24 protein-coding genes are annotated in these 18,550 nt (G+C 40.2%); 9 read left to right on the top strand and 15 right to left on the bottom strand.

All coding sequences use genetic code 11. The features are described 5' to 3' along the window. Positions 1–150 precede the first annotated feature (150 nt). Positions 151–498 carry a hypothetical protein gene (locus NSQ11_RS09100; protein ID WP_142155186.1) on the top strand — a complete coding sequence of 116 codons (348 nt, stop codon included), beginning with the start codon at positions 151–153 and terminating at the stop codon, positions 496–498. A gap of 29 nt (positions 499–527) precedes the next feature. Continuing rightward, on the top strand, positions 528–653 hold the full coding sequence (locus tag NSQ11_RS09095; RefSeq protein WP_008343787.1) for a hypothetical protein: 126 nt from the start codon (positions 528–530) through the stop codon (positions 651–653). A 53-nt stretch (positions 654–706) separates the two neighbouring features. On the opposite strand, the gene parC is transcribed toward NSQ11_RS09095, so the two are convergent. The 3 genes from parC to NSQ11_RS09080 form a co-directional block, all read right to left on the bottom strand. Next, the gene (parC, locus tag NSQ11_RS09090) at positions 707–3,148 is read right to left on the bottom strand and encodes a DNA topoisomerase IV subunit A (RefSeq protein ID WP_156061706.1); all 2,442 of its coding nucleotides are present in this window, start codon (positions 3,146–3,148) and stop codon (positions 707–709) included. Between the two features lie 2 nt (positions 3,149–3,150). Then, complete coding sequence (gene parE, locus NSQ11_RS09085; RefSeq protein WP_007499323.1) at positions 3,151–5,118, bottom strand: DNA topoisomerase IV subunit B; 1,968 nt, start codon at positions 5,116–5,118, stop codon at positions 3,151–3,153. 415 nt (positions 5,119–5,533) lie between these two features. Then, positions 5,534–5,947 (bottom strand): CoA-binding protein, encoded by a 414-nt coding sequence (locus NSQ11_RS09080; protein ID WP_017359577.1) that lies wholly within the window; start codon positions 5,945–5,947, stop codon positions 5,534–5,536. A gap of 154 nt (positions 5,948–6,101) precedes the next feature. Here NSQ11_RS09080 and plsY point away from each other — a divergent pair, with 154 nt between their 5' ends. Beyond that, positions 6,102–6,683 (top strand): glycerol-3-phosphate 1-O-acyltransferase PlsY, encoded by a 582-nt coding sequence (plsY, locus tag NSQ11_RS09075; protein WP_019744131.1) that lies wholly within the window; start codon positions 6,102–6,104, stop codon positions 6,681–6,683. A 96-nt stretch (positions 6,684–6,779) separates the two neighbouring features. After that, entirely contained in the window at positions 6,780–7,067 is a 288-nt protein-coding gene (locus NSQ11_RS09070; RefSeq protein WP_008343795.1) for a HesB/YadR/YfhF family protein, read from the top strand. 41 nt (positions 7,068–7,108) lie between these two features. Here the strand turns inward: NSQ11_RS09070 and NSQ11_RS09065 are convergent, their stop codons facing one another. The 7 genes from NSQ11_RS09065 to acnA form a co-directional block, all read right to left on the bottom strand. After that, positions 7,109–7,417: a hypothetical protein gene (locus tag NSQ11_RS09065; protein ID WP_019744130.1), complete on the bottom strand. Its 309-nt coding sequence runs from the start codon at positions 7,415–7,417 to the stop codon at positions 7,109–7,111. A 3-nt stretch (positions 7,418–7,420) separates the two neighbouring features. Continuing rightward, positions 7,421–7,843 carry a thioesterase family protein gene (locus NSQ11_RS09060; RefSeq protein WP_008343800.1) on the bottom strand — a complete coding sequence of 141 codons (423 nt, stop codon included), beginning with the start codon at positions 7,841–7,843 and terminating at the stop codon, positions 7,421–7,423. Between the two features lie 103 nt (positions 7,844–7,946). Then, positions 7,947–8,189: a small acid-soluble spore protein Tlp gene (gene tlp / locus NSQ11_RS09055; protein WP_017359579.1), complete on the bottom strand. Its 243-nt coding sequence runs from the start codon at positions 8,187–8,189 to the stop codon at positions 7,947–7,949. A 15-nt stretch (positions 8,190–8,204) separates the two neighbouring features. Continuing rightward, entirely contained in the window at positions 8,205–8,348 is a 144-nt protein-coding gene (locus NSQ11_RS09050) for an acid-soluble spore protein N (RefSeq protein WP_008357830.1), read from the bottom strand. Between the two features lie 51 nt (positions 8,349–8,399). Next, positions 8,400–8,525, bottom strand: coding sequence for an FbpB family small basic protein (locus NSQ11_RS09045; RefSeq protein ID WP_003211002.1), 126 nt, complete (start codon positions 8,523–8,525; stop codon positions 8,400–8,402). 76 nt (positions 8,526–8,601) lie between these two features. Continuing rightward, positions 8,602–9,105 carry a TlpA disulfide reductase family protein gene (locus NSQ11_RS09040; protein ID WP_144740958.1) on the bottom strand — a complete coding sequence of 168 codons (504 nt, stop codon included), beginning with the start codon at positions 9,103–9,105 and terminating at the stop codon, positions 8,602–8,604. A 66-nt stretch (positions 9,106–9,171) separates the two neighbouring features. Beyond that, positions 9,172–11,901: an aconitate hydratase AcnA gene (gene acnA / locus NSQ11_RS09035; RefSeq protein WP_144740955.1), complete on the bottom strand. Its 2,730-nt coding sequence runs from the start codon at positions 11,899–11,901 to the stop codon at positions 9,172–9,174. A 220-nt stretch (positions 11,902–12,121) separates the two neighbouring features. Between acnA and sspO the strand changes: the two genes are divergently transcribed. The 4 genes from sspO to NSQ11_RS09015 all read left to right on the top strand — a co-directional run bounded on the left by sspO (position 12,122) and on the right by NSQ11_RS09015 (position 13,612). Further along, positions 12,122–12,268: a small acid-soluble spore protein O gene (sspO, locus tag NSQ11_RS09030; RefSeq protein ID WP_017359581.1), complete on the top strand. Its 147-nt coding sequence runs from the start codon at positions 12,122–12,124 to the stop codon at positions 12,266–12,268. A 17-nt stretch (positions 12,269–12,285) separates the two neighbouring features. Next, complete coding sequence (locus NSQ11_RS09025) at positions 12,286–12,432, top strand: small acid-soluble spore protein P (protein ID WP_003211331.1); 147 nt, start codon at positions 12,286–12,288, stop codon at positions 12,430–12,432. A gap of 102 nt (positions 12,433–12,534) precedes the next feature. Then, complete coding sequence (locus tag NSQ11_RS09020; protein ID WP_342501340.1) at positions 12,535–12,924, top strand: Hsp20/alpha crystallin family protein; 390 nt, start codon at positions 12,535–12,537, stop codon at positions 12,922–12,924. Between the two features lie 259 nt (positions 12,925–13,183). Further along, a complete protein-coding gene (locus tag NSQ11_RS09015) occupies positions 13,184–13,612 on the top strand; it encodes a DUF2621 domain-containing protein (protein ID WP_007499335.1) in 429 nt (142 codons plus the stop codon). A gap of 20 nt (positions 13,613–13,632) precedes the next feature. Here the strand turns inward: NSQ11_RS09015 and NSQ11_RS09010 are convergent, their stop codons facing one another. Then, positions 13,633–14,115, bottom strand: coding sequence for a CcdC protein domain-containing protein (locus NSQ11_RS09010; RefSeq protein WP_007499337.1), 483 nt, complete (start codon positions 14,113–14,115; stop codon positions 13,633–13,635). Positions 14,116–14,209: 94 nt separating this feature from the next. Next, positions 14,210–14,917: a cytochrome c biogenesis protein CcdA gene (locus NSQ11_RS09005; RefSeq protein WP_008343813.1), complete on the bottom strand. Its 708-nt coding sequence runs from the start codon at positions 14,915–14,917 to the stop codon at positions 14,210–14,212. Positions 14,918–15,131: 214 nt separating this feature from the next. Between NSQ11_RS09005 and NSQ11_RS09000 the strand changes: the two genes are divergently transcribed. Continuing rightward, on the top strand, positions 15,132–15,299 hold the full coding sequence (locus tag NSQ11_RS09000) for an aspartyl-phosphate phosphatase Spo0E family protein (protein WP_008343814.1): 168 nt from the start codon (positions 15,132–15,134) through the stop codon (positions 15,297–15,299). Between the two features lie 268 nt (positions 15,300–15,567). On the opposite strand, the gene NSQ11_RS08995 is transcribed toward NSQ11_RS09000, so the two are convergent. The 3 genes from NSQ11_RS08995 to tkt form a co-directional block, all read right to left on the bottom strand. Further along, positions 15,568–15,786, bottom strand: a complete 219-nt coding sequence (locus NSQ11_RS08995) for a YneF family protein (protein ID WP_003212379.1) — start codon at positions 15,784–15,786, stop codon at positions 15,568–15,570. Between the two features lie 84 nt (positions 15,787–15,870). Continuing rightward, positions 15,871–16,317, bottom strand: a complete 447-nt coding sequence (gene sirA, locus NSQ11_RS08990; RefSeq protein WP_007499339.1) for a sporulation inhibitor of replication protein SirA — start codon at positions 16,315–16,317, stop codon at positions 15,871–15,873. A gap of 198 nt (positions 16,318–16,515) precedes the next feature. Next, on the bottom strand, positions 16,516–18,519 hold the full coding sequence (gene tkt, locus NSQ11_RS08985; RefSeq protein ID WP_047946227.1) for a transketolase: 2,004 nt from the start codon (positions 18,517–18,519) through the stop codon (positions 16,516–16,518). Positions 18,520–18,550 lie beyond the last annotated feature (31 nt).

The following is an 18,550-nucleotide window of genomic DNA, read 5'->3' as shown; positions in this document are numbered from 1 at the left end:
ATAAAATTGAAACCTTTCATGAAGTGAAACAGTCCTATAGATGTCTTGATGTTTAGCGCTTTTTTAAAGAGGGAAAGTAAAAAAATAAGACTTTTCAAATAACTGAAAACGTGGTAAGATCATGAAAATAAACAGGAAGGGGTGAGAAAAATGAAAAAAAATATGCTGTTAAAATTAGCAGTCTTATTCATAGCACTTGCAAGTTTTCATTTGTTCTCAATGCCTCATTCCGTTCAGGTATACCATCATGCAAAGGTGGTTGCTGATCAAGAATCACATGAAATGAAAATCGTTCAGACAGCAGGCGATGATAAAAAACAAAAACATGTGAACGCAGTATTTGCGGCATTTACAGCACTGCTAGTCATTGGCAGTATGGCAGCTGGATTTGCACGCATCACTTATACTGATCGATTTGACCGGAAAAAGAAGCATTTACTTGCAGTGTTCTACCAGTCTTCGAATTTCCGAGTAGCTCGTGTTAACCCAACCATTTAAATCAAACAAAAATTGGGAGGTTTTACACGATGTTATTTTTCTTAAGAGTATTCATTCTAGGTCTATTCTCTGTCACTTCACTTTCTCTTTTCGTTTACCAAGGAATTGAAGTAGTGCATGCCATCACAAGCATGTTTGGCAATCACGAGAGTTAAATTGACCTCATCATAAAAAACCCCCTGCCTTACGCAGGGGGTTTTCGTTTTGCTTATTTATTGTCATCTTGGTCAGATGCAGCAGGTGATAAAAGAACTTGAGTTACTTCTCCCTGCTCTTCCTCATCTAAAATAAACGATCCATTGCTATAACGATCATTTGCCCTTAGTGTGGAAATATCGAGCGGGATCGTGGCACCCTTTTCCGTATCAATCTCAAGTGTATCGTGCAGTGAAGCAGCAATCACAGCAACAATTCTGTGAGGATTTTTCTTTAATTCTCTTAGCATGATCACTCCACGTTTTGCTCTTGATGTCTTATCAAATTCAGAGAGGTTCATCCGCTTCACAGCACCTCTTTGTGTCGTGAGAACAAGCACATTGTTCTTCGGATCAATGGTTTGTCCAGAGACCACCTCGTCTCCGTCCTTCAAATTGATGCCTTTCACACCAGCCGCTCTCGGACCGACCACACTCACTTCTTCTTCATCAAACCATAATCCATAGCCATTTTTCGTCGCAATAAACAATTCTTGCTGACCTGTTGTAACATGAACATCTACAAGTTCATCATCACCTTTTAAATTCAAGGCGACAAGCGGTTTTGAATAGCGCTGCGCTTTATATTGGAGAAGCTCTGTTTTCTTCACCATACCGCCTTTTGTGAAGAACAAGAGATACGATGATTCATCGAATTCTTTAATTGGGATCGCTTTTTGAATGGTTTCATCGCGATCAATCGAAATAATATTCGTTATGTGCTGCCCCATGTCTTTCCAGCGTATATCTGGCAACTGATGAACTGGACAGTAAATGTAGCTCCCTTTATTCGTAAATAGCAGAAGAACATCTGTTGTATTCATTTCAAACTGGTGAATCAGTCGGTCTGTATCCTTCATACCGAAGTCCTTACCGTTTGATGCAGCATAGGAACGCTGACTTGTCCGTTTGATGTATCCATCTTTTGTGACTGTGACGTACACGTCCTCTGATGCGATCATCACTTCAAGGTTAATCTTAATTTCTTCAATTTTTTCCTCAATGACGGATCGTCTTTCATCAGCATACGTCTTTTTCAACTTCTTCAAGTTGTTCGTAATGACTTTAAACAGCTTCTTCTCATTCGCTAAAATGTCTTCAAGCTCTGCAATTCGCACGTCAAGCTCTCTTGCTTCGTCTCTTAGTTGAGTGATATCTGTATTTGTTAAACGATATAACTGGAGAGAAACAATCGCTTCTGATTGAGCTTCTGTAAAATCATATTTCTCCATCAAATTGTTTTTCGCATCACGCTTATCATTAGACGAACGAATCGTCGCAATGACTTCATCTAAAATGGAAAGAGCTTTAATTAATCCATCTACAATATGATGACGTTCTTTTGCTTTTCGAAGCTCGTATGCTGAGCGGTTCGTCACCACTTCTTTTTGATGAGCAATGTAAGCGTCTAGTACAGTTGTAAGCGTCATTAAAGTCGGTCTTCTGTTATGTATCGCGACCATATTAAAGTTATATGGGATTTGCAGATCAGAATTTTTATATAAGAAATTCAAGACACCATTCGCATCCGCTTCTTTTTTCAACTCTACAACAATCCGAAGGCCGGTACGATCCGTCTCATCCCGAACTTCAGAGATTCCTTCTACTTTTCTTTCAATACGGAACTCGTCCATCTTTTTGACAAGATTAGCCTTATTCACTTCATAAGGAATTTCTGTGATCACGATTTGCTGGCGTCCACCGCGGATGGTTTCAATCTCCGCTTTTCCGCGAATCATAATCTTTCCTTTTCCTGTTTCATATGCCTTCTTAATACCATCTACACCTTGAATGATCCCGCCTGTTGGGAAATCTGGCCCTTTGATGACTGTCATTAAATCTTCAACCGTACAATGCGGCTGTTCAATTCGCTTAATCACGCCATCAATCACTTCTCCTAGGTGGTGCGGCGGAATATCAGTCGCATAACCGGCTGAAATCCCTGTTGACCCGTTCACAAGAAGGTTGGGAAACATCGCTGGTAAGACAACAGGTTCTTTGCTTGTATCATCAAAGTTCGCGACAAATTCGACTGTCTCCTTGTCGAGGTCCTTTAAAAGCTCTGATGCAATGGCAGAAAGCCTTGCTTCCGTATAACGCATGGCAGCAGGAGGATCTCCGTCGATACTCCCGTTATTTCCATGCATCTCAATCAGCACGTTTCGCACTTTCCAATCCTGGCTCATTCTCACCATTGCTTCATAAACAGATGAATCACCATGCGGATGATAGTTACCAATGACGTTACCGACTGTTTTGGCAGCTTTACGGAAGTTTTTATCTTGTGTATTTCCTTCTGCATACATCGCATATAAAATTCTTCGTTGTACAGGCTTTAATCCATCACGTGCATCTGGAAGTGCACGATCTTGGATAATATATTTACTATAGCGACCAAAACGGTCCCCAATCACTTCTTCTAACGGTAAATCATGAAAGCGTTCTTGTTGTGCCATGTTTAAACCTCCTCAGCTAGCGACAAGTTTTCATTTTCAAGAATGTTGCTTTCCTCATCAAGTCCAAAGGCGACATTCTTTTCAATCCATTTACGGCGTGGTTCTACTTTGTCACCCATCAGTGTCGTGACGCGGCGCTCCACCCGTGCAGCATCATCGATCTTCACCCTGACAAGCGTTCTCGACTCTGGATTCATTGTCGTTTCCCATAGCTGGTCGGCATTCATTTCACCTAAACCTTTATAGCGCTGAATCGTATATCCTTTTCCAACTTTCTTTAGTACATCATCCATTTCTTCATCAGACCAAGCATATTCAATGACTTCTTTCTTTCCTGAGCCTTTGCTAACTTTATATAAAGGCGGAAGGGCAATGAATACTTTGCCATGCTCAATCAGCGGCTTCATATAGCGATAGAAGAACGTAAGCAATAGAACCTGAATATGCGCGCCATCTGTATCAGCATCTGTCATGATGACAATTTTGTCATAATTGATGTCTTCTACATTAAAATCGACACCAACCCCACCGCCAATGGCATGGATAATGGTATTGATTTCTTCGTTTTTGAAAATATCTGCAAGCTTTGCTTTCTCTGTATTAATGACCTTCCCTCGAAGCGGCAGCACCGCTTGGAATTTCCGATCACGCCCTTGCTTGGCTGATCCACCCGCTGAGTCACCCTCTACTAGATACAGTTCATTTCTTGCCGGGTTTCTAGATTGAGCAGGTGTTAATTTTCCGCTGAGTGTTGCTTCAGATTTTTTCCGTTTCTTGCCGCTCCTCGCTTCTTCTCTTGCTTTTCTAGCCGCTTCTCTTGCCTGCTGCGCTTTAATCGCTTTTTTCACAAGCAGTGTTGCCGTTTCGCGGTTTTCTTCAAGGAAATAAGCCAATTTTTCAGAAATTACGGCATCAACAGCTGACCTTGCCTCACTCGTTCCAAGCTTTCCTTTTGTTTGTCCTTCAAATTGAAGAAGCTCTTCAGGAATTCTGACAGAAATAACAGCTGACAGACCTTCACGAATATCCGTACCTTCTAAATTTTTGTCTTTTTCTTTTAAAAGGGTCACTTTGCGTGCATATTCATTAAAGGCTCTCGTCATGGCTGTTTTTGCACCAGACTCATGCGTACCGCCATCTTTGGTTCTTACGTTATTGACGAACGACAAAATATTTTCTGAATATCCGTCGTTAAATTGAAAGGCAAAATCGACTTCAATGGACTGATGTTCGCCTTCAAACGAAACGACTTCACTAAGTACATCCTTTTCCTCGTTTAAATAAGCAACGAACGCTTCAATACCTGTCTCATAATAAAAGGTCTCCTGCACATCATGGCGCTCATCAATCAGCTCTATTTTTAGCCCTTTTAATAAAAAGGCTGATTCTCTTAAACGCTCTGATAATGTATCAAAATTATAGGTGGTGACACTGAACATCGTTGGATCTGGCTTAAAATGAATCAGTGTACCGGTCTTTTTCGTTTTCCCGATTTTTTCAAGTGATGTGACTGGCTTTCCGCCATGTTCAAAGCGCTGGTGATAAATAAATCCATCGCGTTCTATCGTCACGGTGAGCCACTCTGAAAGTGCGTTCACAACGGACGCCCCAACCCCGTGAAGTCCACCACTTGTTTTATAACCGCCTTGACCAAATTTTCCGCCTGCGTGCAGGACCGTTAAAATGATCTCTGGTGTCGGTTTTCCAAGCTTATGCATACCAGTAGGCATTCCGCGCCCTTTATCTTGGACGGAAATGCTGTTATCTTTATGTATTTTGACAATGATATGATCTCCATGGCCAGCGAGCACTTCATCGACAGAGTTGTCTACAATCTCATAGACAAGGTGATGAAGACCGCGTGAATCCGTCGATCCAATATACATCCCTGGGCGTTTACGGACCGCTTCAAGCCCCTCTAGCACCTGAATAGAATCATCGTTATAATCTACTTGCTGCTTTTTAACCAAATGCTTAATCCCCTTTCACTAACAAACATAACCGGCTAATCATCAATGATCTCTCTAGATTTTAATGATGATCATGCTGCTCATTACTGTCCACTTTAATAAGCTGCATCATCACCATGCATGTGTGATTCAGCGATACATGCTCTTTTGCACGGTTATGAGAATGTTCTACATTCTGCAATCAGAACTAGAAGTCCATTATAAACAAGACTGTTTCATAAGCCAAATGCAATCATATGATGGTTTTAGCAAAACAGAACAAATGTTCTATATTTATCTTATCGCTCTTTTTCTCGATATGCAAGGTCACCGATAGGTCCCTGTCGCCTTATTTTATCGCTTTCTTCTAGAATCGCAAATATATTTCTGCAACAAAAAAGCAAAAATCCTTGAAAAACCAAGGATTTTTGACGATTTAATGAGTTTTTGTCATCGCATGAGCCACTTTGATACATAAATCCATGATGGCGACCTTGCCATTTTCCTCAATCAGCCTTTTTGCCTCTTCATGATATACGCCTTGCTGCGCCCAAAAAACAGGTGCGTCTATTTCAAGAAATTCTTTCGCCACCTCAGGCAAAAACTCAGAACGTCTAAAGACATTGACGATATCAACAGGCCCTTCTATGTCTTTTAAAGAGTCGACCGCTTTTACCCCAAGTGCTTCATCAATCGTTGGATTGACAGGAATGATGTCATAACCGGCATCTTGCATGGCTTTTGAAACCATATAGGACGTTCGGTGCGGCTGATCTGACAAACCAACAACCGCAATTCGCTTACTGCTTTTTAATATACGCCCAATTTCTTGTTTTGAAGGATGATTCATCCAGACACTCCTTTTCTTCTATTTTAGCGAATTTCTTGTTAAAAACAAAGCTGAATTCATCGGCCATCGTTTTTTTCAAAAAAAGATCGCCATGTTTTTCATAAGATCATGTTAAAATGTAAGACAAGAGGGAGAATATAAAGGAGTTATGCAGATGTTAATTGCTTTGATGTTTATTTTGGCTTATCTTCTCGGCAGTATTCCATCAGGTCTCATTGTCGGGAAAGCTGCAAAGGGAATCGATATCCGTGAACATGGCAGCGGGAACCTAGGTGCGACGAATGCATTCCGTACGCTAGGTGTGAAAGCAGGGTCCATCGTTATCACTGCTGATATTTTAAAAGGGACTCTTGCTTCGGCTTTACCGTTTTTCATGCAACTGGACATTCATCCCTTATTAGCAGGAGTTGCTGCTGTTATCGGTCACAGCTTTCCTGTCTTTGCAAAATTTAAAGGGGGAAAAGCGGTCGCTACATCAGGCGGCGTGCTGTTATTTTATGCCCCGTTCTTATTTATCACGATGATCGCTGCTTTTTTCTTATTTTTATACATTAGTAAATATGTTTCATTATCATCTATGCTGACTGGGATCTACACATTCATTTACAGCATATTCACCCAAGACGTATTTTTAATTATTGTTGTTGCTGTTCTTGCTGGTTTTGTGATCTTCAGACACATCGCCAACCTCAAACGAATTCTCAACAAAACTGAACCGAAAATCAAATGGCTTTAGCCGTTTCATCAATTTAAATATGTGGTAAAAGTAAAGAAAAGCTGTTTTTGCATCCTGCATTTAAAAACAGCATGACTTCAAAAAGGGGCGATCACATTGAAATTAACGATAAAAGATGATGCACTCAATTGGTACAAGAATGAACTGGATTTAGAAAAAGGTGATCATGTTCGCTTTTTTGTCAGATATGGCGGGTGCAGTAATGTACAAAAAGGCTTTTCTCTCGGCGTCGCAAAAGATGAACCTCAAAATGCCGGCGCAACCGCTGAAGTAGAAGGCATTACTTTCTTTGTGGAAGAAAGTGATATTTGGTATTTTGACAACCATGATCTGCATATTGATTATAACGAGTCCGTGAAAGAACCAGAATTTCATTATGAATAAACAAAAAAGATACCTCATCCCTCGGGTATCTTTTTTGTTTATCACTCAATATAAAGTCCATACTCCTGAATGTTTCCTAACGACCGCTCTTTTTGCAAAATCCGTTTTTGCGAATCACCGATGAGATCAAAATGAGGAAAACCTTCGCGAACATGGATCCATTCTTTCTTTAATCCATGCTTTTGTCCCCAAGCGATTAATTGCTCCATATCCTGACAGGCTGCCTTTGTGACAGTATTCGCATGCGGAAAACGGTCATCAAGCCAATAGTGTGTCAAAAAGGCCACATTCCCTTGCCGAACAGCTGATTTCCAAGCATTCAAATCTCTTCTTTTAATTCCAAAGGCCATGAATCAAACCTGCTTCTTGGACTGTTCGTATACGCTGTGCCATGCAGGGAAAGCTTTTCTAAATTGAATCGGTCTAAAGGTTTCTTTGTCCACACAAATATGTGAGGTGGTCCCTGTAATAGCCGTTTGTCCATCAGGTTTTTGTATTTCATAGCCATACACTGTTTTCACGCCGTTATATTCTTCTATCCATGTGTGAACTGTAGCCGTTTCACCGTACAGTAGTGGTTTCTTATATTGAACCTGAAGATCGACAACAGGTGCAAGGACACCGTCTGCCTCTAACTGGGCATAGGAAAAGCCTAATTCTTTAATTAATGCTGTTCTGCCGACTTCCATCCAGATTAAATAGTTGGCATGATACACAATACCCATTTGATCTGTTTCTGCATAACGGACTTCTATTTCTTTTTTAGATACATACACGTTTTCATCGCTCTCCTATCAAAACCTAACGTCTCTGACATTTTACCACATTCCAAATGGTTCTTCTAAAAAGAGGCAATAAAATAAACCAGGAATCCCTGGTTTATTCAGTGTAACCGCTCTTTCTTGCTGCTTCCTCGTCCTTTATTTCAGAACGCATTGCGTCAATACTTGTTCTACGGTTTTCATTTTTTTGCTTGATCATCTGCTTTTCTTCCTCTGTTGAAAGACCCATTGCTGCTTCAGATTCATCAATATTTTCAAGTGTGTTTTCGATCATATCCTGCAGCTTCTCAACATTATCAGAACGATCATCTGGATTGGATTGATATGACTTGTCATTCATCATGCTTCCCTCCTATTATTCGCCCTTCGTCTGTATCACATCAGGCTGTTCATTCGATTTATTATGCATCTTTTTGCCTTTATTTCGTTTGTATGCTACAGGTTTTGTCCCTAAATGGTCTGGTGTAAACTGCGCTTGTTTATCATGCTCTCTACCCATCATTCATCCCTCCCTCTTCTTTAGGATGAACGAAAAAGGTCAAATCATAACTTATTTCTGTCTAAATCGCTCTTCCAACTTTTCTTCAAGCTGGTTTAAAAATTCCTCATTGCTTAATAATTCTTTTTTATTTTCAAGCACAAGTTCTTCAAAAGTACGGCGCTTTCTTCGTCTCATTTCTATCACCACCTCCACTCTGTTCATACCATTTTCGCCAAAACATTTAGAAAATAAGCAAAAAAGAGCTGAATCATTATAGATCCAGCTCTTTTTCAATTTCTTTTTTTGTGAGCATTTGATGCTTTACAGTCAGGATACGCCCTTTTTCATCTAGTATGTATGTCGTCGGATAGGAAAGTACCTGATATCTCGCTTGAATACCTTTTTGATCTAATAAAACAGGAAAACTGACCTTAAGTTCATCAATAAATGAGGCGACGTGATCCACACTCTTTTCAGTGTTCGTCAAATTCACCGCTAGTACCTCAACTTGCTCATTTTCACTTCTAATTGCGTCTAGATCTGGCATTTCTGTTCGGCAAGGCTTACACCATGTCGCCCAAAAATTGAGGAGTACTTTTTTCCCTCGATAATCAGATAACGATGCCGTTTTGCCATCAAGTGTTTTGAGCTCAAAATCAGGGGCTTTGTCCCCTGTTTCAAGACCGATGGATGGCTCTTTTGGTCCGAATACATTCCATGCAAGTAAACCAATCAACACAAGTAAAACAGCGCTTGCCATTCCTTTTTTCCACATGATTGATCCTCCACTATGTTAAAAAAGAAGAGAAAGCTGTCTAAGCGCCTTCTCTTCTTTGCTTTATTAGTTGCTTGCCAATTTTTCACGCAATACCATTTGAAGGATACCACCATGACGGTAGTAGTCAATTTCGACTTCACTGTCAAAGCGAACAATTACTTCAAATGTTTTCTCGTTGCCATCTGTATCAATTGCTTTTACAGTGATAAGATCACGCGGACGAACTGTTTCATCAACATCTACTTCGAATGTTTCTGTTCCTGTTAGTCCATAAGTTTCTGCACTTTCTCCATCTTTAAACTGTAAAGGAAGTACACCCATGAAGACAAGGTTACTTCTGTGGATACGCTCAAAGCTTTCCGCTAGAACGAATTTAATTCCAAGAAGATTTGTTCCTTTTGCAGCCCAGTCACGAGAAGAACCCATTCCGTAATCTTTACCTGCTAAGATCGCAAGACCAGTTCCATCTTCTTTATAACGCATGCATGCATCATAAATCGATGTCACTTCACCAGTTGGCCAGTACGTTGTATACCCGCCTTCTGTTCCTGGTGCGATTTGGTTCTTAATACGGATGTTTGCAAAAGTACCTCTCATCATAACATGGTGGTTACCACGGCGAGATCCGTATGAGTTAAAGTCTCTAGGCGATACGCCTCTTTCTTGCAAGTATTTACCCGCAGGTGTGTCTTTACCAATCGCTCCAGCAGGAGAAATATGGTCTGTTGTGACAGAATCACCGAACTTCGCCACTACGCGCAATCCTTTAAGTGGTTCAACTTTACCAGGTTCAACTGATAAGTTTTCAAAAAATGGCGGGTTATCAATGTATGTGGAATTTTCATCCCATTTATACAATGCATCGTCCGTCGTTTTAATTTCATTCCAGCGGTCATTGTTGTCAAAAACAGTTTCATACTCTGAACGGAATAGCTCAGGTGTGACAGTGCTTTTCACGACGCTGTTGATTTCATCCATTGATGGCCAAATGTCATTGAAATAAACGTTCTCGCCATTTTTATCGACACCGATCGGATCTTTTGTTAAATCAATATTCACCGTACCAGCAAGTGCATAAGCCACAACTAATGGTGGAGATGCAAGGTAGTTTCCTTTTACAAGCGGATGGATACGACCTTCGAAGTTACGGTTACCTGATAAAACAGAAGTGATCAGCAGATCATTTTCAGAGACAGCATCTTCAATTTCTTTTTCAAGCGGTCCTGAGTTTCCGATACATGTTGTACAGCCATACCCAACAATGTTAAATCCGAGGTCTCTTAAATATGGAAGAAGTCCCGAATTCACAAGGTACCCTGTTACAACTTTAGAACCCGGTGCTAGTGACGTTTTCACGTAGTTTGGCACCTTCATACCGAGCTCACTTGCTTTTTTCGCAACAAGACCTGCTCCGATTAAGACGTATGGGTTCGATGTATTCGTACAGCTCGTAATCGCTGCAATCGCAATCGCACCTGTCTTCATCACAGCTTTTTCACCATTTGCTAGATCAAATTCGATTTGTTTGTCTAGCTCTGATTTTTCTAAGCCAAAACCTTGGTTACCAGCTGGGCTTTCGATGTGTTTATGGAACGTCTCTTTCATTTGAGAAAGTGGAATCAAATCTTGTGGACGTTTAGGACCAGATAAGTTTGATTCAATTTGAGAAAGATCAATTTCCACAACATCAGTAAAGATTGGCTCTTCTGCATCCGGCGTATAGAATAAGCCATTTGCGCGAGAATATTCTTCAACGATATTAATTTGCTCTTCATCACGTCCAGTAAGGCGAAGGTAAGCTAGCGCTTCTTCATCTACTGGGAAGAATCCGCAAGTTGCACCGTATTCTGGCGCCATGTTCGCAATTGTTGCACGATCTGCTAACGGCAATTGTGCAACACCAGGTCCGAAGAACTCGACGAACTTGTTAACTACGCCTTTTTCACGAAGAACTTGTGTCACTTTTAATGCAAGGTCAGTTGCAGTTGTTCCGTTTGGAAGCTCTCCAACTAATTTAGCACCAATAACTTCTGGTACTGGGAAGTATGAAGGCTGACCGAGCATACCAGCTTCTGCTTCGATACCGCCAACGCCCCATCCGAGTACACCGATACCGTTAATCATTGTTGTATGTGAGTCAGTACCAACTAATGTATCTGGGTAAGTGATGATCTCGCCATCTTCTTCGATTGCATGAACAACACTTGCAAGATACTCTAAGTTCACTTGGTGAACGATCCCTGTTGCAGGCGGAACAGCTTGATAATTGTTAAACGCTTTCTTTGCCCAGCTAAGGAAATTATAACGCTCTGCGTTACGTTCGAATTCTAAATCCATGTTAATGTTTAATGCATCTTCAGTTCCAGCTTTATCGACTTGTACAGAGTGGTCAATGACCAAGTCAACTGGAATTTCAGGGTTGATTTTATCTGGGTCTCCGCCCACATCTGCCATTGCTTTTCTTAAAGAAGCAAGGTCAACGACAGCTGGCACACCCGTGAAGTCTTGTAAAATAACACGAGAAGGTTTAAATGGAACATCAATTTCTTTTACCTCGGCAGTTCCCCATTTTGCCAAGTTCTCAACGTGTTCCTTCTTGATCACTCTACCGTCTACTTGGCGAAGCACTGATTCTAACAGTACCTTAATGGAATAAGGCAATTTAGAAACATTTCCGATTCCTTGTTTCTCGAGTGCTTCTAACGAATAATAGTGATACGTTTTCCCATTTGTCGAAAACGTTTTTCTAGATTGAAAAGCGTCTTGTTTAGCGACTTGCTGCTGTTTCGACATGTCCAAAATCCCCCTTTTGATGATCAAGATCAATTTCAATTCTCAGAAAAATCGTCGTATTTCACCACAATTTTCTCACAATTTCATCTTAAAACAAATTCATACATAAGTAAATAACAATGCTTTTATTAAATTCAATAAGTTTAGCTTATCATGAGGAAATGATTACTCTTCATAAACTGAGCAGCACGGGTTCATACTAATGCTGAGGTGATAGAACATGACAAAAAGAAAAGCAAATCATGTCATTGACGGCATGAACGCAGCCAAAAGCCAAGGAAATGGTGCAGGCTATATAGAAAATGATCAGCTCGTTTTAACAGAAGAACAAAAGCAAAATAATAAAAAGCGTAAAAAAAACCAATAAGAAAGGAGTGAGTAATGATGACGAACAAAAACACCGGGAAAGACATACGTCAAAACTCTCCTAAAGAGCATCAAGGCGGGCAGCCTGAGCCACTATCAGGCAGTAAAAAAGTGAAAAACCGCAACCATACAAGACAAAAGCACAATTCACATCATGATATGTAAACATTTTCTCTTAAGCCCGTGACCAAACGGGATGTTTTAGGTCTTTCACACATTTCAGCTTTCATCATATGATTTATTATGAGATGTGATGGAGGAGTGTTTATGGAGAATGAAAAGCAAGTGAATTCCTCTGATTTTCTTGAAATAGATGATTGGCTGAGTGTATTAATCGATGATCCTTTTGCATGGTATGACGAACAGCTCCCAATCGATCTTTACGAAACGAGCCGTGATTATATTATTGAGATCGACCTCTCCACCCTATTGATCACTGATTTAAAACTGACCTTTTCCGGATGTGAGCTCATCCTCGCTTATTTGATTGATGAAAGAGAACAGCCGATTGAAAAAAGTGTCATGCTCCCTTTTTATTTGAATGACAAAGACATTGATACAGATTACGAAAACAGAATCATATCAATAAAAATCAAAAAGGATGCCCATCGTCAAGACGGAGCATTTTCCTTTCAAATGCCACACTTCAAACATTAAGAGCCCGCCTGTATACAGGCGGGCTCTCTTCCGTTCGTTTCAAGTCAATACCTTGTGCGAACCACCATGGCCAAATAGTAGAGTCGCTATACAATAATGTATTCCATTTCTACTAAATGGTTTGGGTCATTCTAGTAAATGGGCGCCTCTTGATCAAAAAAGGCATTTATAGAGAAAAAACACATACATTTTTGTTATTTTCTTCTACCTTCTCTTCATGTAAAATAGAATAGAGAGAAGGGATATAGGGAGTGAGAACATGTTAAGCGGCTGGTTTTTGTGGTTCATTTTATTTTGGGGTACAGTGATGATTGGATTACTAGCGATCGGTGGCTTTTTTATGTTTCGCAAGTTTTTAAAACGATTGCCGAAAGAAGACGGGAAATCAGAGCTTGATTGGCAGGATGAATATATTCAAAAGAGCCTGCACCTATGGCGTGATGAAGACAAACAGCTATTAAATGAGCTAGTTTTACCGGTTCCAGAACTGTTTAGAGATGTCGCCAAAGAAAAAATCGCCGGTAAAATTGGCGAGCTGGCACTTAAAGAACAAGCGGCCAGCATTAATTTAGACTTAATCATTCGTGGCTATATTATCGCTACACCGAAGCGGGATCATAAATTTCTACTAAAGCGCCTTCAAGAAAAAAAGATCGACCATTCACCATATGAATCTTTATTAAAATAACCTCCTTTTAAAAAGGAGGTTTAATTTATTTGGGCCTGCTGCAGATCTAATTGTTTAGACATCTTTCTAAACGACAAATACATCGCAACCCGCCAAGGGACAATCATGCCAAAGGCTAGAATCCAAAACATCCCGCTAAGCGCACCATAATCAATGGAAGAACTTAAAATCGTCTTCATTCCGATACGAAGAACAAGAAGCCCAATGAGAATAAACACAAATGCTTTTGAACGCTTCAAATAGATTTCATTGCCTCTAATTTCAAATTTCGATGTTTTAATTAAAAAGATAGAGAAAAACATCCCTACAGTAATCGCCTCTAAAAATTCAGCTCCAGTTACTTGAAACATTGGCACAAAAAACATCAGTGCACCAGTGCTCATAAAGATAGGAGGTAAAATAATTTTTTTCGCGGTTGCAGGTTTTGCAGATGATTTAATGCGAATAAACATGACGGCTACCGCCATACATACCGCCACTATAGAAGAAATTATGATCATCATATCAAATCATTCCTTTATTCTTTAAGGTCAGCCTATGTATAATATACTCCAATTGACGAAAAAAAACCATTCGCCGCGACTGTAGAAAACGATTTCAAAAACCAGTAAATCCTCCAAATAATGATGAGAACATAATAATGATCCACGTCAGAAGATCAAAGAACAGCAAGATTCCTACCACGATCATAATAATCCCGCCAGTTTTCATAATGAGCTGCTGGCGCTTTCTGATCCAAGCCATTTTTGTGATGAAAAAGGAAAGAACAAAAAATGGGATAGCAAAACCTAATACATACGCAATCATGTAGGTCACAGCGGACTCTGGCTTGTTGCTGGCAAGTGTGATGACGGCTGATAAAATCGGGCCGGTACATGGTGTCCAACCAGCAGCAAAACCCATTCCGATGAGAATCGATCCAAAAAAACCGGCTGGACGATTCTTAAACTGCAACCTCTTTTCTCCCATTAAAAAAGAAGGCTGAAATACACCAAGAATCATAAAGCCAAAGAAAATAATGAGAATGGCACCAATTTGACGAATCGCATCTTGATATTCAATGAAAAACTTCCCAACAAACGATGTCCCAAATCCAATGGCAATAAAAATGAGAGAGAATCCAATTAAAAAGAATAATGTATGAAGAAGACTTCTCCTTCTCAGCATCACCTTCTCAGATTTCACTTCATCTATACTAACGCCCGTAATATAGGATAAAAAGGCTGGATAAAGTGGCAGACAGCACGGTGAGATAAAAGAAAGAAACCCTGCTCCAAACGCTAAAAAGTAATTCAAATCTGACAAAAGAACACCCCCTTCTTACAATATACAATAAGAGATGACAAATTCATTTCATTTTTTTTACATCATCTCAATAAAGATGGTCTAATCTCTTAAAACCTTATATAATTTAATTTGACATCAAGATACCAAACCCTTTAAATTTGAAAATAAACCTTAAAATGGATATAATAGAACCGATTCTTTTTATCAAGATTTGCATGAAAGGAACATGACTTTGGTAAAAACATCATTATTAACTCAAATTGAAGAAAAAAGAGAAGAGTTGATGAAAGTTGTCTTGCATAATGGGATGACATCAACAGTGACCATCGAACATAGCCAGCAGCTAGATCATCTCCTCTTACAATATCAACGACACTTACACTCAAACTCAGCCAACTAATGATATCTCAAGATAGAAACAAATGCCGCACGATTTTAGAAAAGTTGATATGTGTGACAATAAAAGAAACGAAAACCTCTGCTCACAGGGGTTTTTTGTTTTGTCTTTAACGGACGGTTCACGGCAAAATAAAAACCACTTTCCCTGCTTTATTCATGCAAGTACAGTGGTTTTATGCGTCTGATGAAGGTGACTTCAATAAAGAAAGGACATCGCTTGTCCAATCTTTAGGGACCATGTTCCATCTATGATCATAATAACGTACGTATTATTTCGCTTGGTTGTTCATGGCTTTCATCATTTGATTGATTTTCTTTTGGGACGGTTTCATGCCCATTTGCATCATCATCATTCGAAGCATTTGTTCATTAATTGGTGGATTCTTTTTCAAGTAGCTCATCATATACTTACGAGCAATAAAGAATCCGAGTGCAACTCCTGCAAGCAGTGCAACAACGCCTACAAGGATGACAACCCATAAATCCATAATTCTTCCTCCTTCATGTTGTCTCGTATAAAGTGTACTAAACAAAAGGCTATTATACAACATTTCACGTTCAATTTTATTTTTTTAAACAAAATTCCTCACTTTTACCGGATTGAGCCAACCATGCTTCTTTGATCCAAAGTCCATAGCTAGGAAACAAGGACTAATTTTTCTGAGTACTTCAAAAAACACCGCTTCTGCCTCATAACTGCCTGTGGCAGACATTTGAATGTAACGGTCTTTTATAATGAATGCGGCTGTGCCTTTTCCATCTGGCAGCGATGCACTGTATATTGAGCCTATTTGTGTATAGTGAATGTTGGTTAAATTGTTCATTAAACGCTGGTGCATATGAAAAGCAGGGATACGTTTCGTTACATAATCCACTTGCTTAACAAGCATGACTAATTCGTCATCACTGCGGTTCGTCCAGTGTAACGATTCAAACAAATGAAACAAAATAGATTCTCTACCAAAATAATGATGAGCAAACTCATCCTCAATCCAATAAATATAATAATGGCGTTCCATGTCTATCCCTTCCTTTCACATTTCGTCAATCTCGCTTATTGCTTGTATTATACAAAAATGTGAAAGAAAGAATTGTCTATATATGAAGCAAGAAGAAACTAGTTTTGTCAAAAAAACAAGAAAAAAGAAAAAAGTTTGCAGAGCATAGTGAAAAGCTCTGCAAACCGACTGCAAAAAAGCATGATGCTTGGAGACTGATTATTTATTTAGCTTTGCCTTTACGCGGCTCACCACGTTGCTGACAGTGAAACCGTATTTTTCAATAATGGTTTCGCCTGGTGCAGAAGCGCCAAATTTATCAATCGCAATCACATCGCCATCAAGGCCAGTGTAACGTTCCCAGCCAAGTGAAGCACCCATTTCGATTGCAACACGTGCTCTCACTGCTTTAGGAAGAACGGACTCTTTGTATTCGTCTGACTGCTCATCAAAGCGATCCCATGCAGGTAAGCTCACGACAGAAACGCGAATGCCTTCTTTTTCAAGTGCTTTTTGCGCTTCAATGGCTAAACCTACTTCAGATCCTGAAGCAAGTAGAAGAGCTTCTGGCTGTGCATCAGCTGCTTCAACGACGACATATCCACCTTTTTCTACGCCTTCATACGCCTTCTCTGGTGCTTGATCAATCGTTGGAAGGTTTTGACGAGTAAGAACAAGCGCTGTCGGTTTATTCGTTGAAGATACAGCAATTTTCCATGCTGCAGCTGTTTCGTTTCCATCAGCTGGACGAATCACAGAAAGGTTAGGCATCGCACGTAATGAAGCGAGCTGTTCAACTGGCTCATGCGTTGGTCCATCTTCCCCAACCGCAATGCTGTCATGCGTAAATACATAAGTGACAGGAAGTCCCATTAATGCAGCAAGACGAATGGCAGGTCTTAAGTAGTCAGAGAAAACAAAGAATGTTCCGCCGAATACACGAAGTCCGCCGTGAAGTGCCATACCGTTTAATGCTGCACCCATTGCGAATTCTCTCACACCAAACCAAATGTTTCTGCCAGCGTAATTCTCTCTGCCAAAGTCAGTTGTATCTTTGATTGTTGTTTTATTTGATCCAGCAAGGTCAGCAGACCCGCCAATAAAGAATGGTACTTGTTTTGCAATGCCATTTAATACTTCTCCAGAAGAAGCACGAGAGGCAAGGCTTGAACCTGCTTCATAAACAGGAACCTCTTGATCCCAATTCTCAGGAAGTTTTCCTTCAATCGCAAGCTTCAGCTGAGCTGCTAGTTCTGGATATTCTTTTTCATATTGCTCAAACAGTTCATTCCACGCTGCTTCTTTTTTCTGTCCAGCGTCTTTAACAGCTGTTTTGAAATGATCGTACACTTCAGAAGGTACATGGAAATCTTCTTCAAACGTCCAAGAATAAGCTTCCTTCGTTAGCTTCGCTTCCTCACTGCCAAGCGGTGCACCGTGCACCCCAGACGTTCCCGCGCGGTTTGGAGATCCGAAACCGATTGTCGTCTTCACTTCAATAAGTGTAGGTTTGTCTGTACTTTGTTTGGCTTTTTCAATAGCAGCCGTCACTTCATCAATGTTATTGCCGTCTTTTACATAAAGAACTTCCCAATTCATCGCTTCAAAACGATTCTTCACATTTTCAGAGAAAGAACGATCGAGGTCGCCATCTAAAGAAATGTCGTTTGAATCATAAAGAACAATTAAACGGCCTAAGCCTAAATGACCAGCAAGTGAAGCAGCTTCAGAGGAAATGCCCTCCATTAAGTCTCCATCTCCGCAAATGCTGTATGTATAGTGATCCACAACATTAAAGTGATCTTTGTTATACGTTTCTGCAAGATGTCTTTCTGCAAGTGCCATTCCAACAGCCATCGCAATCCCTTGTCCTAAAGGACCTGTTGTCGCATCTACACCCTCTGTATGTCCAAACTCAGGATGTCCAGGTGTTTTGCTTCCCCATTGGCGGAATTGTTTTAAATCTTCGATGCTCAGATTGTATCCGCTTAAATGAAGCATGCTATATAAAAGCATAGAGCCATGTCCCGCAGATAACACAAAACGGTCTCTGTTAAACCAATTTGGATTTTGCGGACTTACGTTTAAGTGATTCGTCCATAAAGCGTATGCCATTGGTGCAGCGCCCATCGGCATTCCAGGGTGACCGGAATTCGCTTTTTCAATTGCGTCTATGGAGAGAGTACGTATTGTTGCAATAGATTTCAATTCAATCGTTTCCATATAAATCCCCTTCCGTATCTTGTGTACACCA

This window comes from Bacillus sp. FSL W7-1582 (genome assembly GCF_038593325.1).
Taxonomy (GTDB): domain Bacteria; phylum Bacillota; class Bacilli; order Bacillales; family Bacillaceae; genus Bacillus; species Bacillus altitudinis.
This window is presented reverse-complemented; position numbering and strand designations above follow the sequence as displayed.